The following is a 15352-nucleotide window of genomic DNA, read 5'->3' as shown; positions in this document are numbered from 1 at the left end:
GAAGCCGTCGCTGCGCGCCGACAGCTTGACGGCGCCAAGTGCCGCGTCCGGCAGCGTCACGGAGGCGACGTCGGCGGCGAGATCGAGGATTGCGGCCTGCGCGTCGCCGATCAGCGACAGGTTGACGGCGTTGATCTTTGCCTGGGCCTCGCCCTTCTGCAGCGGCCAGCGGAAGTCGATCGCGCCGTTGGTGCCGGCAAGCCGGGCCTGCAGATTGTTGTCGCCCTTGCTGTCGAAGGTGCCGAAGGCGCCAAAGGTCAGCGCGCCGGTCGCGATCTGCCCCTTGTCGACGCGCACCATGCCCTGGCCGTTGAACGCGGCTGCGACGTCGATGCTGGTCTCGCCCTCGAACATCGCACGCAGTGCCGGCGGCATCAGCGAACCGAAGCCGCCGCCGCCAGTGACGGTGAGCCGATGCATGCCGTCGGGTGTCTGGACGTGGCGACCGTCGAGCTTGAGGATCTCGCTGCCGTCGAGCGCGGCCGTGGCAGTGCCGGCCCAGTCGGAAAGAGGACCTTCGCCGGTCAGCTTGATGTTGACCGCGGGCTCGTTGGGCAGGCGAAGGAGTTTTGCGAGCACGCCGTTGTTGGGCTCATCGACGGTTGCCTCCAGCTTCAGCTCGTTGCCCGCCGGGTTGAAGACGATATCGGCGACGGCGCGCGCTTCCGGCCGGTCACGCTGGGCGGCGGTCAGGCTGAGGGCAATGCTCTCGTTGGTCGCATTGATCTTGCCGCTGGCGGTCAGGAACTGATCTTCGCCGGCGATTGCCTTGCCGATGACGATCTCCTTGAGATCGATCGCGTCGATCTTGACGTCGACGGGAAGCGCGAAGGTCGCGCGCACTTCCTTGGTCTCGGTCGAGGGGATCGGCAGGCGTTCGACACGCACCGAGCCGGCGGACAACGCCGCGGCGTCGAAGCGGAAGGAGAGGAGGGCCGCCGGCGACCAGTTGAGCTTGAGGTCGCGGACCTCCGCATAGACGCCTTGGCCGTCGAAAAGCGTGATGCTTCCTGCCGCAAACTCACCTGTCAGCAGCGCACTCGGATCAGCGATCCGCACGATCTGGTCAGGCGTTGCCGCATATTTCTCGATTGCCCAGGCGACGAGGCGGGCGCCTGGAGTCGTGAAGCCCACGAAGGCGACGAGAAGGAGGGCAACGACCGCAATCACGCCAAGCACACGAAGGCCATAGCGCAGCGTCGCGCGAAGGAAGCGGACGACCTGATTCATGCTCTACCCTTAGCGCAAGTTGCGCTGCAGCGGAATCGCCGCAGGGCGAAACTATCGCGCAATGACGGCAATTTGCCGGTTCTTGCTGGAGAATCGGCCCTACTCAGAACGATTGGCCGATACCGGCATAGATGCCGTACTTGGTGCCACCGGGATATTTGTTGAGCGGCACGGCGAAGTCGAGACGGATGGGGCCGAAGGGCGTGGCATAACGCAGGCCGATGCCGGCGCCGGCGCGAATGTCGGAGAAATCGGGCGTCGTTTTCGCCGACACCGTGCCGGCATCGATAAACGGCACCACGCCGATCGTGTCGGTGATCGCGATGCGGGCTTCAAGCGAGGCGTTGACATAGGAACGCCCGCCGGTCTCCTCGTTGTCGGCGTTGCGCGGGCCGATCTCCTGGTAGGAGTAGCCGCGCACGGAACCGCCACCGCCAAGATAGAAGCGACGGTTCGCCGGGATATCCTCAAGCCCGCTGCCGCCGACGAGCACGCCGGCGCCGATCTTGCCGGCGAGAACGAAACGCTTCTCGTCGCCGAGCGCATGGTAGCCCGATGCCGACGCTTCGAAGGACGAGAAGAAGGTCTGGCCTTTGATCTCGTAGCTCGGCTTGGCGTTGATCATCGCCCGGTAGCCGTCGGTCGCGTTCAGCTTGTCGTCGCGAGTGTCGCGCACATATTCGAGCGGAATGGCGGCAGTCAGGTAGGAGTTCGAGCCGAAGGCGTCGTCGATGTTGGCCCAGCTCAGCTCGCCGCCACCGGACACGGTGTCGGTCGGCGAGAGTTCGAATGTGGCGCCGGCAGCACCCGTCAGGATCTTGGCGCGGTAGGCGTCCGGATCCTGGATGTTGGCCTTGAGGCTGGCGGTAAAGGTCGAGGCGGGGCCGAAGGCGCCGGGCTTGGCGAAGAGGATGCCGACCGAATAGTCGAGCTTGTCCAGTTCCTTCGTCTCGCCGATGCGGTCGACCGAGCCTTCTATGCGCAGCGATTCCGCCCGCCCGAAGAGATTACGGTGTCCCCAATAACCCGAGACACCCAGACCATCGGTGGTCGAAACCTGCGCACCGAAGCCGAAATATTTATGCTTGCCTTCCGAGACCTCGATCTTCATTGGGATCGATCCGTCAGGCGACAGCGTGTTGGCTTCCTTGATCGTCACGCTTGAGAACACGCCGAGCTGGCGCAGGCGCTCGGATGCCTTGCGGATATCCTCGGGCGAATAGGGGCGCCCTTCGTTGAGGCGCGAATAGTCGCGCACGAAACCGGGATCGACGGTCTTGGTTCCCGATACGCTGACATCGCCGACAGGCGCGACCGGCCCGCCGCTTGCGCCGATGACGACGTCGACGGTGGAATTGGCGTGGTTGGCGACGGCGCTGCGTTCGGTGAGCTTGGCGAGTGGCCGGCCCTGCTCGCGCAGGTCGTTCACGACCTTTTCGCCAGCCTTGATGATCAGGGTCGAATCGGCGCGTGCGCCGGCAGGCAGGCTATAGTTATCAGGATTGAAGCCGGCCGCATCACCTTCGAACCTGACGGAACCGACCGTAAAGGCGGGGCCGGGCGTGACGGTGACCGTTACCGGGATCGCCTGCCCGTCGGGGAAGGCGGGATCCGGCGGCAGGCTGTCGATGTCCTGGCCGTTGACGCGAATTGCCACGGTGCCGCCGTAGCGGGCCTTTTCGTAGAGGGCGGCGAGCAGCCGGTCGCGATCGTCGCGCGCGCGGATGGCAAGACCGAGATCGCCGGACACGGGCTTTTCCTGACCCTGGACGAGCTGCGAGCTGTTTTCCAGCGCTTCCTTCAGTTCCTTTTCTTCGGTGCCGGCGTCGAAGGTAAGCGTATAGTTGACCGGGTCGATGACCGGCGCTTCCTCTTCGTCGCTCTCGAAGAACTTCATGCCGAAGAGCTTGAAGGCATGGGCGTTTTTGGCGGAAATCGGGCCGAGCGCAAACGAGAAGGCGACTGCAAGCGCAGTTGCGGCCTTCCAGTACGCAATACTCGACCGTGGTGGGGACATTCGCTTCCGCATCCCGTCTTCAGGCGACCCAATACAAACTGCCTGCTTATGCGGCCGGGTCACTATTGCATGCCTAAGGTTTTCCATCTGTTAACGATGACAGCCGGCTGCATCCACCCCTGATACCGATTTTCGGTGCCGTTTTCCGGGAAAAAGCTCCGAAATGTTGTCGGCGCAGCACAACCATAGGCTCCGGACGGACGGTTGCCAGCCAGGCGCGCCGGCATTTTGCTGGGTGTTTGGCTGGTTTTGTCCGCGGATCGTCGGGCCTATGCGGCTTCCGGCAGTGCCCGCAACTGCGGCACGCGAGAGGCTATGATAACGAGAAACTGGACCAGGAAACCCGTCGCGGCAACGGCCAGGCATGCCTCGACGCCGAAACGCGTGGCGACGACGGCACCCAGCGCTGCGCCGATCGGCCGCGCGCCGAACGTGGCTGTGGTGATGAAGGCGGAAACCCGACCCAGCATCGCATTCGGCGTGACGGCCTGGCGCAAGGTGAGGGTGGCGATCGACCAGAGCACAGGCCCTGCGCCAAAGAGGAAGAAGCTCAAGCCGGCAAGAACGCCGGATGGCATCCAGATCGTCGAGAGCATCACGGCGGCCGCCGCCAACCCGCCGAGCGGACCAAGCGCAATCATCACGCCGAAGGGGACACGGCGCGCAATGGCGGGCGCGGCGAATGCGCCGATCATCATGCCGGCGCCATAGATGCCGAGCGTGATGCCGACGCCTGTCGCCGTCATGCCGAGGGTTTGAATGGCATAAGCGACATAGACCGCCTGCAGCACGAACCAGGCGGTGTTGAAGACTATCGCCGTGACGAGGATCGGCCTGAGCAGCGTGTGGCCGGCAAGGAACCGTGCGCCTTCGGTCAGATCCTGCAGAAGTTTGCGTTTTGCCGCGGCGGGTTGGTGATGCTCGCCAAGGCCGGCAAGCAGGACGACGGAGAGAAGAGAAAGGCATGTGGCAGCGACATAGGCCAGGGATGCGCCCGTCCATGCGACGATCGCGCCGCCGATCGCCGGCCCGCCCGAATAGGCAAGGCTGCGGGCGAGTTCCAGCCAGCGGTTGGCATCGGCCAGTTGGGCGCGGGGAACGATCACCGGAATAAGGGCAGGGGCAGCGACATTGTAACAAACGGTGCCGATGGCACCGACGAACCCCATCGCAGCCAGAAGCGGCAGGGTCAAAAGGCCGCTGACCATCAGGAGCAGCGTGGCGACCAGCGACAGCGCGCGCAGCATTTCCGAGGAGACCATCAGCCTCAGTCGCGAGGCGCGATCGGCGACGAACCCGGCCGGAATGGCGAGCAGGAGAAACGGAAGTGTCTGGGCCATCTGCAGCCATCCGGTTTCCGCCGGACCGGCGGCGAGCAGCAGCACCGCGGCGAGCGGAGCGGCAGCCAGCGCCATCTGCTCCGAGAATTGCGCAAAAAGATTGGACCAGCCGATCCGCTTGAAGGCTGGCGGCAGTGGATTGCCTGGTGATTTCGACATGTGACGGCCTCGATGGATGATACTTCGAGGACAGCAGACGGATTTGCGCGGCCGATAACCACCCGGTTTGCGCGCGTCGGATCATTTCTTGGGGGTATGCCTAGCTTCGCCGGCGCGTCCGGAACGAAAAACCCCCTCAGGCTTTGCGCCATGAGGGGGGTAATTGGATCCTACGGAGAGCTTGCGCTACGCCGAAGGATGACCGTCTTCGCTACGCCTTAGCGCGGGCAAGAGTCGATGTAGCGGCGGCCATAGCGGTCGCGGTAGTAGCACTGGCCCGGCTGCTCGGTGACGTTGCCGATGACTGCGCCGGAAACGCCGCCGATGGCCGCGCCGACCGCTGCGCCACGGACGTCGCCGGTGACAGCGCCGCCGATGATCGCGCCGGAAACGGCACCGATGCCGGCGCCTTTTTCCGTCTGGGTGCAGCTTGCGACCGATAGGGCGACCAGCACAAGTGCGATGGCTTTCTTCATGTTGTTCTCTCCGATCTCTACGGATCTTAAGCCTAGCGCTCAGTCCGTCCCGTGGATGATGGCGAAGCCGGGAACATCCCGCTCCACCTGAACTTGCAGTTCGGAAAATACGCGGTCCCTATTGAAAGTCTACGGGGACCTGCGGCTTCTTCCGGCGCGCAAGATAATGATATCGTTCCTGAACGGGACATGAAGGCTCAGTTCCGCGAGATACAACCCGCGTGGAAAAATATTGTCGTCCGGCGGGCGGTAGCGGTTGCGGCATTCCCAAAAAAGACAAATGATACAAACAAGCCTGCGACATCCGGAGGAGCGGATCCGTGGGCGACGGGCATCGATATCAGTTGGCGCGTACCCTAGTCGCGTGAACCATCTCACCCGACTTTTCGGCCGCGCTCGTGTTGGCATTGACCGACCCCGGAGGAGCGAAATGGCGAAAGTAACAATGACGGTCAACGGCCGTCAGGTGAGCGGTCATTGCGACGACCGCACACTGCTGGTGCAATTCATACGCGAAAATCTCGGACTGACCGGCACCCATGTCGGCTGCGACACGTCGCAGTGCGGCGCCTGCGTCATCCATATGGACGGAAAATCGGTCAAGAGCTGTTCCATCCTCGCCGCACAGGCGGCCGGATCCACGATCACCACCATCGAAGGGTTGGCGGCGGACGGCGAACTCCATCCGGTGCAGGCGGCGTTCAAGGCCAATCACGGCCTGCAATGCGGCTTCTGCACACCCGGCATGGTGATGACGGCCGTCGACATGATCCGAAGGCACCAGGGCCAACTGGACGAGGCGACGGTGCGCGCCGAGCTCGAAGGCAACATCTGTCGCTGTACCGGCTATCACAATATCGTCAAGGCGATCCTTGCTGCCGCCGCTGAGATGAGCGGCGCCCGCGTGGCCGCAGAATAGCGGTAGATTTGGGGGCGGGACCTCGCCCCGAAGGCATGTCATCGAAGGACTGTCGCTGGATATCTCGGGAGGAGATAGGCAATGGGCGTTGAAGGCATTGGCGCGCGGGTGGCGCGCAAGGAAGACAAGCGGTTCCTGACCGGAAAGGGCCGCTATACGGACGACATGTCCGTGCCGGGCATGAAATATGCGGTGTTCGTGCGCAGCCCGCATGCGCACGCGAAGATTCTGAAGGTGGACGCGTCTGCGGCCAAGGACATGCCCGGCGTGATCGACGTGCTCGACGGCAAGCAGATCCTCGCCGACGGTATCGGCAACCTGATCTGCGGCTGGATGATCCACTCCAAGGACGGATCGCCGATGAAGATGGGCGCCTGGCGGCCGCTTGCGCACGAGACCGTGCGTTATGTAGGTGATGCCGTGGCGATCGTCGTTGCCGATAGCGTGGCCGAGGCACGCGATGCGGCCGAGGCGGTCGTCGTCGATTATCAGGAACTTCCCGTCGTGATCGATGCGTCGAAAGCGCTCGAGGCGGGACAGCCACAGCTTCATCCGGAAGCGCCCAACAACCTGATCTTCGACTGGCAGATCGGCGACGAATCGGAGACTGACAAGGCGATCGCATCGGCCGCGCATGTCACCGAGGTCACGATTCATAACAACCGGCTCTCGCCCAATCCGATGGAGCCGCGGGCCGCACTTGGCATCTATGACGCCGGCGACGACCACTACACCTGCTACACCACCAGCCAGAACCCGCATGTGGCGCGGCTGGTGATGAGCGCCTTCTATAATGTCGCTCCGGAAAACAAGCTCAGGGTGATCGCGCCCGATGTCGGCGGTGGCTTCGGCTCGAAGATCTATATCTATCCGGAGGAGATCGTCTGTCTCTGGGCGTCGAAGCGCACCGGCGTGCCGGTCAAATGGACATCGGATCGGACCGAGGCGTTCCTGACCGATGCGCATGGCCGCGACCACGTGTCGACGGTGAAGATGGCCTTCGATGCGAACAATCGCATCATCGGGCTGAAGGTCGACACGATCGCCAATCTCGGCGCCTATATGTCGCTCTTCTCCTCGGCGGTGCCGACCTATCTCTATGCGACGCTGCTTTCCGGCCAGTACGACATCCCGGCGATCCACGCGAATGTGCGCACGGTCTACACTAACACCGCACCGGTGGATGCCTATCGCGGCGCCGGGCGGCCGGAGGCGACCTATCTGCTCGAACGCACCATGGAGACGGCGGCGCGCGAACTCGGGGTCTCACCGGCGGAACTGAGGCGGGTCAACTTCATCCGCTCCTTCCCGCACCAGACGCCCGTGATCATGAACTATGACGCGGGCGACTACGAAGCGTCGCTGAACGCAGCGATGCAGGCGGCTGACTGGAACGGCTTTGCCGCCCGCAAGGCGGAAGCCGATCGCCGCGGCATGAAGCGCGGCATCGGCATGAGTTGCTACATCGAGGCCTGCGGCATCGCGCCGTCGGCGGCGGTGGGCTCCCTCGGGGCCGGCGTCGGTCTGTGGGAATCGGCCGAGGTGCGGGTCAATGCGGTCGGCACGATCGAGGTCTTGACCGGCTCGCACAGCCACGGCCAGGGCCACGAGACCACCTTTGCACAGCTCGTCGCCGACCGCTTCGGCGTTCCGATTGACAGCGTCAACATCGTGCATGGCGATACCGACAAGGTGCAGATGGGCATGGGCACCTACGGCTCGCGCTCCGGCGCCGTCGGCATGTCCGCCGTCGTCAAGGCACTCGACAAGGTGGAGGCCAAGGCGAAGAAGATCGCCGCGCATCTGATGGAAGCGGACGAAAGCGACATCGTGATTGAGAACGGCGAACTGAAGGTTGCCGGCACCGACAAGGCGGTGCCCTGGTTCCAGATGGCGCTTGCCGCCTACACCGCCCATAACCTGCCCGCGGGCATGGAGCCGGGCCTGAAGGAGGGCGCCTTCTACGATCCGGCCAACTTCACCTTCCCGGCCGGTTGCTACATCTGCGAGGTGGAGGTCGATCCCGATACGGGGCGGACCAAGATCGTCCAGTTCGTCGCCGCCGACGACTTCGGCAATATCATCAACCCGATGATCGTCGAGGGGCAGGTTCATGGCGGCATTGCCCAGGGCATCGGCCAGGCACTGCTCGAAGGGGTACACTACGACCCCTCGGGCCAGCTGCTGACGGCAAGCTACATGGACTACGCCATGCCGCGTGCCGACGATCTGCCGTCGTTCCAGGTCTCGACCTCGAACACGCCCTGCCCGAACAATCCCTTGGGGATCAAGGGTTGCGGTGAGGCGGGCGCGATCGGCTCGCCGCCGGCGCTGATCAACGCCATTACGGATGCCATCGGCAACAACGCGCTCACCATGCCGGCAACACCGCAGAAGGTGTGGGCGGCGGCGCACGCGGCCAAGTGAACGGGAGGACACCGCATGTACGAGACCCAATATCACCGGGCGTCCTCGGTTCAGGATGCCGTCAGCCGAATGGAAGCGGCCGGCGAAGGCAAGTATGTCTCCGGCGGCATGACGCTGATCCCGACGATGAAGCAGCGGCTGGCGGCACCGAGCGATCTCATTGACCTCCGGCATATCGCCGAGATGCAAGGCATCACGGTTTCCGGCCGGTCAGTGCGGATCGGCGCCGCCACGACACATTATGACGTGGCGTCGGCGGCGGCGCTCAAAGCCGTCTGTCCGGCGATCTGCAGCCTTGCCAGCCATATCGGCGACCCGCATGTGCGGCACATGGGCACGATCGGCGGTTCCATCGCCAACAACGACCCGGCGGCCGATTATCCGGCGGCGATGCTGGCGCTCGGTGCGACGATCGTGACCAACAAGCGCGAGATTGCGGCAGATGATTTCTTCACCGGCCTGTTCGAAACAGCGCTGGAGGACAGCGAGATCGTCACCGCCATCAGCTTCGAAGCGCCTGCCAAGGCTGCCTATCAGAAGTTCGCCAATCCGGCATCGCGCTACGCGATGACCGGTGTGTTCGTCGCGCGACGGGACAATGGCGACGTCCGGGTGGCCGTTACCGGAGCGGGAGCGAACGGGGTGTTCCGGCATGGCGATATGGAGGCGGCGCTGGTTGCCAACTGGTCGCCGGACGCGCTCAGCAATGTCAGCGTCGATGCCTCGGAACTGCTCTCCGACATTCACGCCGACGCGGCCTACCGCGCCAATCTGGTGAAGGTCATGGCCAAGCGCGCCGTGGCGGCGGCCTGACCGGCATGGGGTATCGCCAAACAGCAAAAAAAGGGGGCGGCTTCGGCCGTCCTTTTTTCATCCTTGCTTGACTTCGATCAAGCTTGAAGAGATGAACATGCGCTAGGGCTTTCTTTGGAATGTTTCAAAACTAGGGCTCTCCAGGTTGAAACGGTTTCAGTGAAAGCAGCGAAGATGCTTCGGTCCGAAAATGCTAGATCATTCCGGATGCATTCATTGGACACGCAGCGCTTCAGGGGCCTTTTGCCGCAGTTGGCAGATGCCGAGCATTCCGAGGTTGACCCCAGGTCGCTTTGATTGAAGAAAAGCGACCGGGCACTGGAGAAAATGATGGATTTCGAGAATTTCTTTAAGAACGAGCTGGACGGGCTGCATCAGGAAGGCCGCTACCGGGTTTTCGCAGACCTCGCCCGTCATCGCGGCAACTTCCCGAAGGCAGCGCGCCACACGGCTGCGGGCGTTCAGGAAGTCACCGTCTGGTGTTCGAACGACTATCTCGGCATGGGCCAGCATTCCATCGTCACCGAGGCGATGAAGCGCGCCATCGACGAATGCGGCGCCGGCGCCGGCGGCACCCGCAACATCTCCGGTACCAACCATTACCACGTCCTGCTTGAGCGCGAGCTCGCGGACCTGCACGGCAAGGAATCGGCGCTGCTGTTCACCTCGGGCTACGTGTCCAACTGGGCCGCACTCGGGACGCTCTGTTCGAAGATTCCTGGCGTCATCGTCTTCTCGGACGCCGGGAATCACGCTTCGATGATCGAGGGGATCCGTCACTCCAAGTGCGAACGCGTCATCTTCAAGCACAATTCGGTCGCTGACCTCGAAGCCAAGCTCGCCGCCGCCGATCCGCGCGCGCCGAAGATCATCGCGTTTGAGTCGGTTTATTCGATGGACGGCGACATCGCGCCGATCAAGGAATTCTGCGACCTCGCCGACAAGTACGGCGCCATGACCTATCTCGACGAAGTGCATGCCGTCGGCATGTACGGTCCGCGCGGTGGCGGTATTGCCGAGCGCGAAGGCCTGATGCATCGCCTGACGGTGATCGAAGGCACGCTCGGCAAGGCCTTCGGCGTCATGGGTGGCTATATCACCGGTTCTGCGGCGCTCTGCGACTTCATCCGCTCGTTTGCCTCCGGCTTCATCTTCACCACGGCGCTGCCGCCAACGCTTGCCGCCGGTGCGCTCGCCTCGATCCGCCACCTGAAGGAAAGCCAGGTCGAACGCTTCGCACACCAGGAGCGCGTCCGTCGTCTGCGTTCGCTGCTCGACCAGCGCGGCATTCCGCATATGCCGAACCCGAGCCATATCGTGCCGGTCATGGTTGGCGACGCTGCCAAGTGCAAGTGGATCTCCGACCTGCTGCTCGACAATTTCGGCGTCTATGTGCAGCCGATCAACTATCCGACGGTGCCCAAGAAGACCGAGCGCCTGCGCATCACCCCGACGCCGCTGCATTCGGATGCCGATATCGACCATCTCGTCAACGCGCTGCATTCGCTGTGGTCGCGCTGTGCGCTGGCCCGCGCGGTCGCGTAAGCGGCGGCTTAGCTTCCGAGAAGTATGCCCCTCACCCTAACCCTCTCCCCGCTCGCGGGGAGAGGGAACGAGGACAACGGCTGAACTCTGTGTCCGTTCAATGCCGAAACACCGCCTCTCTCCATTCAGAGAAGCAGGAACTTCGAGCGTTAGGGGCGGATCAGAGCGGGTGCTGCAACGTCCCTTCGCCCCGCTTGCGGGGAGAAGGTGCCGGCAGGCGGATGAGGGGCGGGATGCCCGACCAGACCAGTTATTGAAGCAGCCCGGCCGCGAGATGCCGGGCTTTTTCGTCGGCGGCGAAGACATCGTCCATCGATGTAGCCGCCGGCAGGTCGGCGAGCTTGTCCATGACCTTCTCGACGATCTCCGCCATGGCGAGAAAGCCGGTTCGTCCGGCGATGAAGGCGTCGAGCGCCGTTTCCTTGGCGCCGTTGAGCACGGCCCCCTGCACGCCGCCCTCGACCATGGCGCGGCGCGCCAGGCGGATTGCCGGGAAGCGCACTTCGTCCGGCGCTTCGAAATCGAGGCGCGACAGCTTGGCGAAATCGAGCCGTTCGATCGGCAGGCTGCAGCGGCTCGGATAGGCGAGTGCGTAGCCGATGGCGGTGCGCATGTCCGGGCAGCCGAGCTGCGCCAGCACCGAGCCATCCGTGTAGCCGACCATCGAATGGATCACCGACTGCGGATGCACGATCACCTCGACCTGTTCCGGCTTGAGGGCAAAGAGGTGCTTCGCCTCGATCATCTCCAGCGCCTTGTTGAACATGGAGGCGCTGTCGATCGAGATCTTGAGGCCCATCGACCAGTTGGGATGGGCGCGGGCGACATCGGCGGTTACATGCCGCATCTCCTCGAGCGACTTGGTGCGGAAGGGGCCACCCGAAGCCGTCAGGATGATGCGCTCGACCGCGTGGCGCTGGTGCTCGTCCAGCACCTGGAAGATGGCATTGTGCTCGCTGTCGACAGGCAGCAGCCGGCCGCCACCCTTCTTCACCGCGTCGATGAAGAGGCTTCCGGCGGAAACCAGGCACTCCTTGTTGGCGAGTGCGATGTCGGCGCCGCGGCGGGCGGCTGCGAGCGTGGGAGCAAGACCGGCATTGCCGACGATCGCCGCCATCACCCAATCGGCATCGCGTTCGGCTGCCTCGATCAGACCGCTTCGGCCGGCGGCGACGGCAATGCCGGTGCCGGCAAGGGCTGCCTTCAGGTTTTCGAATTGGTTTTCGTTGGCGGTGACGGCGAGTTCTGCACCAACCTTCACGGCCTGTTCGGCGAGCAGGGGGATGTTGCCGTTGCTGGTGACAGCGACGACTTCGAAGCGCTCGCGACCGCCAAGGCGCTCGATGACGTCGAGCGTGTTGGTGCCGATCGAACCGGTTGATCCGAGGATCGTCAGTCGGCGCTTCGCACTGTCGCGGGATGCCATACCAATACCCATGTTCTTCTTTTCGGACGGGATGCCCGGCGCAGCCTGCGCTGCGGACACGTGATCTTCGCGAGATCGATCCGAGTTTTTATGTTGTTTGCTAGGCTCTACAGGCGAATTCCGCCGGCAACAAGGGCGCGGTCTTCAATCCGTGTCGTCCACGGGCTAAGAATCGGACTGCTTTGAGTCGGAGCCCGAAGGAGTTCGCGATGCTGAAGATCATTACCGCCGTTTCCTGCGCGTGCGTGACCATCGAGATGGCCTCGATGCAGCCGGTTGCAGCCGAAAACGTTCCGCCGCAGCTCGTCGGTACCTGGCTTGCCGAGGACATCGGTGGCGGCGGCGTCATCGACGATCTGCAATCGACGCTGGAAATCCGCGAGGACGGCACCTATGGCGGCATGGCCGGCTGCAACCATTTCACCGGCACCTTCAGTCTGTCGGGCACGAAGATCACCTTCGGCCCGGCCGCATCGACACGCAAGATGTGCGTGCCGGCGGCGATGACCCAGGAACAGAAATTCCTGGAGGCGCTTGGCAGCGAACTCTCCTGGGCAGTCGACGGATCGAAACTCGTGCTCAGCAAGGCGGAGGGCCGGACCGCGATCAAACTGGCGTCGATGACGGTGGGTTCCGAAGGGATCGACGTGACGTTCCGTGCTCCGGGAGCCGGTGCGGTGAACCGGCAATCGGCGCGTTATGACTGCGGCGGCAAGCCCGTCGAAGCGGAGTACATCAATGCCGGCCCGGTCTCGCTGGTGACTTTCACGATCGACGATACCTTTGTCGTCGCCTCCAATGTGATTGCCGCTTCGGGCGCGAAATATGCCGGCGGCCAGTATATCTGGTGGACCAAGGGCGACGAAGCGACGCTTTTCGACGCGACGAAGGGCGAACAGGACCAGGGCATCGCCTGCAAGCCTGCGCCTTGACGCGGAGGCTGCCCGGCAACTTCTCCAACCAACCCGGCTAAAGAAGTTTCCGGGAGAATCGGAACTTTTACCCTCGCTCCATAGTTACAATCCCGGCGCAATCGCGCTGTCGTTGTGAAAAGGGAGTTGATCCATGGGGCTACTTATCGGAATCCTGATTACGTTCCTTGTCATCGTGTTGGTGCTTTATCTCGTCCAGCGGCTGCCGCTCGACGCGCGCGCCAAACAGATCGTCCAGATCATCGTCATCATCATCGGCATCATCTCTCTGTTGAAATACCTGGCCGTCTTCTGACGCACCTCGTTCCCAACCAATGTGAAAGCCGCCGGCTCCGATGTGCCTGCGGTTTTTCTGCGCGGTCGGTCGATGCTGACGGAAGCTGACAGTCGTTATGTCTAGGGTCGCGTCATCGAAACGGGAGACCCGACCATGCTGTCACCGAACCTCATCCTGCTTTATGTCGAAGACCCGCTGGCGAGCGCACGCTTCTACACCGACCTGCTCGATCGCGAGCCCGCCGCCGCCTTTCCAAGCTATGTCGCCTTCGAACTGAAAAACGGCCTGACCTTCAGTCTCTGGTCCACGGCGGCGAAGGATTTCGTATCCTCCGGCACGGGCCATCGCTCGGAAATCGCCTTCATGGTGAAGGACGATGCCGAGGTCGAGCGGCTCTATGCCGCTTGGCGGGAGCGGGGGCTTACGATCGAGCAGGAGCTGAAAACGGCCGTCTTCGGTCGCACCTTCGTCGCGCTCGACCCGGATGGCCATCGGCTGCGTGTGTGCCGGCCCGATGATTGAAGTGCTGCGAACGCTGTGATTCCGGGTCGATTTTGCCTAAGCCTGCAGGTGGTTGATCCCTATTCGGGAAAGCAGTGACGCGGCCCTTGCTCGAGTTGAACCAAGTATTGCCGGTACTGGCAAAGAATGGTTCTATGTCGATATGGGGGCTAATCGTCGTTTGGTTCGATCATCGTTGCCGTGACTGTCTTGTTCGCGGCGATCGATGTTGTGTGGCTGCCATTTTCAGTGATCAGCCTTGATCCTCGAAACTTTGGTCACCTTGCGAAGGCGGCGTCGGCCGCTTTGGCTGCCTATCTGATCGGCAGGCTTGTTCTCTACCGCCTGCGCGATGAAAGATCGTGGGCGGCCGGTGCGATGCGATGGGCTGCGGACCGCCTGATTGTACTGGTCGCGGTTTCCACGATCTTTCTACCACTCGGCTTCGTCAGTGCCATCTTCATGTATTTGGCCTCGGCAACCCAGGTTCCCCTGGTCGATGGCAAACTGGCCGCACTCGACGCGGCGCTAGGCTTCGATTGGCGTTCGTTTCTGGAGACGACGAACGGGTCTCCGCCGGTCGCATGGGCATTGGTAATCGCCTATCACAGCCTGACGCCTCAGGTGATTGCGCTGTTTCTCTTGTACAGTGCGGCTCGGCGAGCGGACAAAGCCTTGGAGTTCGTCGCGCTGCTTGCGGTTTCCTCGGTGTTTACCGGCCTGTTGATGGCGATGTTTCCGGCCGCGGGCGCCTATGCCTATTTCGATCCGCCGCCCGAAACCTTCGACGCGTTTACGGCACAAGCCGGGATGTGGCACTACTCCGAACTGCTGAGGCTGAGGTCGGGGGACAACTTCAACCTGTTCGTTGGGAACGCGCAAGGCCTTGTGACTTTCCCCTCCTACCACACGGCCCTTGGAATCATGGTCGTGTATTCCCTGCGCAGCGTTCGCTGGGCCGCCGGCCCGATCGCTGTTTTGAACGCAGTGATGATCATCGGTACGCTGCCGGAAGGTGGACATCATTTGAGTGATGTGATTGCCGGCGCAATGGTCGCTGTGGTTTCAATCCTGGTGGTTAGAGCGGTCATGGGGCTGGGAAGGGAACGGTACCGGCCAGAGCAGGCTGCGACGACACTGTAGGCAATGACCGAAACAAAAAAGGCCGGGGCAAACCCGACCTTCCTCATCACCTTCGATCGACGCCAGTTCATCCGTGGTCATCAAGAAGGTGTGACTGTTCAAATAGCTTCTGTTCGTGACAGGCGAATGACGAACTGACTTCCTTCC

At 62.8% G+C, this 15352-nt stretch carries 12 protein-coding genes; 8 read left to right on the top strand and 4 right to left on the bottom strand.

Features of this window, described 5'->3' with window-relative positions:
• Nucleotides 1-1333 precede the first annotated feature (1333 nt).
• The 3 genes from ACN9MO_RS16035 to ACN9MO_RS16025 form a co-directional block, all read right to left on the bottom strand.
• Nucleotides 1334-3247: an autotransporter assembly complex protein TamA gene (locus ACN9MO_RS16035; protein WP_113133424.1), complete on the bottom strand. Its 1914-nt coding sequence runs from the start codon at nucleotides 3245-3247 to the stop codon at nucleotides 1334-1336.
• 269 nt (nucleotides 3248-3516) lie between these two features.
• Nucleotides 3517-4746 (bottom strand): MFS transporter, encoded by a 1230-nt coding sequence (locus ACN9MO_RS16030; RefSeq protein WP_425985581.1) that lies wholly within the window; start codon nucleotides 4744-4746, stop codon nucleotides 3517-3519.
• 218 nt (nucleotides 4747-4964) lie between these two features.
• A complete protein-coding gene (locus ACN9MO_RS16025) occupies nucleotides 4965-5222 on the bottom strand; it encodes a glycine zipper domain-containing protein (protein ID WP_058321762.1) in 258 nt (85 codons plus the stop codon).
• A gap of 430 nt (nucleotides 5223-5652) precedes the next feature.
• Here ACN9MO_RS16025 and ACN9MO_RS16020 point away from each other — a divergent pair, with 430 nt between their 5' ends.
• The 4 genes from ACN9MO_RS16020 to hemA all read left to right on the top strand — a co-directional run bounded on the left by ACN9MO_RS16020 (nucleotide 5653) and on the right by hemA (nucleotide 10926).
• The gene (locus ACN9MO_RS16020; RefSeq protein WP_034802397.1) at nucleotides 5653-6141 is read left to right on the top strand and encodes a (2Fe-2S)-binding protein; all 489 of its coding nucleotides are present in this window, start codon (nucleotides 5653-5655) and stop codon (nucleotides 6139-6141) included.
• An 81-nt stretch (nucleotides 6142-6222) separates the two neighbouring features.
• Nucleotides 6223-8568 carry a xanthine dehydrogenase family protein molybdopterin-binding subunit gene (locus ACN9MO_RS16015; protein WP_112997303.1) on the top strand — a complete coding sequence of 782 codons (2346 nt, stop codon included), beginning with the start codon at nucleotides 6223-6225 and terminating at the stop codon, nucleotides 8566-8568.
• Nucleotides 8569-8583: 15 nt separating this feature from the next.
• Nucleotides 8584-9381, top strand: a complete 798-nt coding sequence (locus ACN9MO_RS16010) for an FAD binding domain-containing protein (RefSeq protein ID WP_057255057.1) — start codon at nucleotides 8584-8586, stop codon at nucleotides 9379-9381.
• A gap of 330 nt (nucleotides 9382-9711) precedes the next feature.
• Nucleotides 9712-10926: a 5-aminolevulinate synthase gene (gene hemA / locus ACN9MO_RS16005; RefSeq protein ID WP_057255058.1), complete on the top strand. Its 1215-nt coding sequence runs from the start codon at nucleotides 9712-9714 to the stop codon at nucleotides 10924-10926.
• Between the two features lie 250 nt (nucleotides 10927-11176).
• Here the strand turns inward: hemA and dxr are convergent, their stop codons facing one another.
• Nucleotides 11177-12352: a 1-deoxy-D-xylulose-5-phosphate reductoisomerase gene (gene dxr, locus ACN9MO_RS16000; protein WP_425987124.1), complete on the bottom strand. Its 1176-nt coding sequence runs from the start codon at nucleotides 12350-12352 to the stop codon at nucleotides 11177-11179.
• Nucleotides 12353-12561: 209 nt separating this feature from the next.
• On the opposite strand from dxr, the gene ACN9MO_RS15995 reads away from it, so the two are divergent.
• The 4 genes from ACN9MO_RS15995 to ACN9MO_RS15980 all read left to right on the top strand — a co-directional run bounded on the left by ACN9MO_RS15995 (nucleotide 12562) and on the right by ACN9MO_RS15980 (nucleotide 15205).
• On the top strand, nucleotides 12562-13284 hold the full coding sequence (locus tag ACN9MO_RS15995; protein ID WP_112997068.1) for an META domain-containing protein: 723 nt from the start codon (nucleotides 12562-12564) through the stop codon (nucleotides 13282-13284).
• Nucleotides 13285-13417: 133 nt separating this feature from the next.
• Complete coding sequence (locus ACN9MO_RS15990) at nucleotides 13418-13579, top strand: Thivi_2564 family membrane protein (RefSeq protein WP_089044368.1); 162 nt, start codon at nucleotides 13418-13420, stop codon at nucleotides 13577-13579.
• 135 nt (nucleotides 13580-13714) lie between these two features.
• Nucleotides 13715-14083 carry a VOC family protein gene (locus tag ACN9MO_RS15985; RefSeq protein ID WP_110878799.1) on the top strand — a complete coding sequence of 123 codons (369 nt, stop codon included), beginning with the start codon at nucleotides 13715-13717 and terminating at the stop codon, nucleotides 14081-14083.
• Nucleotides 14084-14272: 189 nt separating this feature from the next.
• Nucleotides 14273-15205: a phosphatase PAP2 family protein gene (locus ACN9MO_RS15980; RefSeq protein ID WP_057255060.1), complete on the top strand. Its 933-nt coding sequence runs from the start codon at nucleotides 14273-14275 to the stop codon at nucleotides 15203-15205.
• Nucleotides 15206-15352 lie beyond the last annotated feature (147 nt).

The sequence above is a fragment of the Ensifer sp. R-19 genome (genome assembly GCF_049905105.1).
Taxonomy (GTDB): Bacteria; Pseudomonadota; Alphaproteobacteria; order Rhizobiales; family Rhizobiaceae; genus Ensifer.
Note: the sequence above shows the minus strand (reverse complement) of the source record. Positions and strands in the feature narration are given on the sequence as shown.

Coding starts and splice junctions, on each gene's coding strand:
- ACN9MO_RS15990 (WP_089044368.1), top strand. CDS start 13,418: ATGGGGCTACTTATCGGAATCCTGATTACGTTCCTTGTCATCGTGTTG.
- ACN9MO_RS16015 (WP_112997303.1), top strand. CDS start 6,223: ATGGGCGTTGAAGGCATTGGCGCGCGGGTGGCGCGCAAGGAAGACAAG.
- ACN9MO_RS16035 (WP_113133424.1), bottom strand. CDS start 3,247: ATGTCCCCACCACGGTCGAGTATTGCGTACTGGAAGGCCGCAACTGCG.
- ACN9MO_RS15995 (WP_112997068.1), top strand. CDS start 12,562: ATGCTGAAGATCATTACCGCCGTTTCCTGCGCGTGCGTGACCATCGAG.
- dxr (WP_425987124.1), bottom strand. CDS start 12,352: ATGGCATCCCGCGACAGTGCGAAGCGCCGACTGACGATCCTCGGATCA.
- ACN9MO_RS16030 (WP_425985581.1), bottom strand. CDS start 4,746: ATGTCGAAATCACCAGGCAATCCACTGCCGCCAGCCTTCAAGCGGATC.
- ACN9MO_RS16025 (WP_058321762.1), bottom strand. CDS start 5,222: ATGAAGAAAGCCATCGCACTTGTGCTGGTCGCCCTATCGGTCGCAAGC.
- hemA (WP_057255058.1), top strand. CDS start 9,712: ATGGATTTCGAGAATTTCTTTAAGAACGAGCTGGACGGGCTGCATCAG.
- ACN9MO_RS15985 (WP_110878799.1), top strand. CDS start 13,715: ATGCTGTCACCGAACCTCATCCTGCTTTATGTCGAAGACCCGCTGGCG.
- ACN9MO_RS16010 (WP_057255057.1), top strand. CDS start 8,584: ATGTACGAGACCCAATATCACCGGGCGTCCTCGGTTCAGGATGCCGTC.
- ACN9MO_RS16020 (WP_034802397.1), top strand. CDS start 5,653: ATGGCGAAAGTAACAATGACGGTCAACGGCCGTCAGGTGAGCGGTCAT.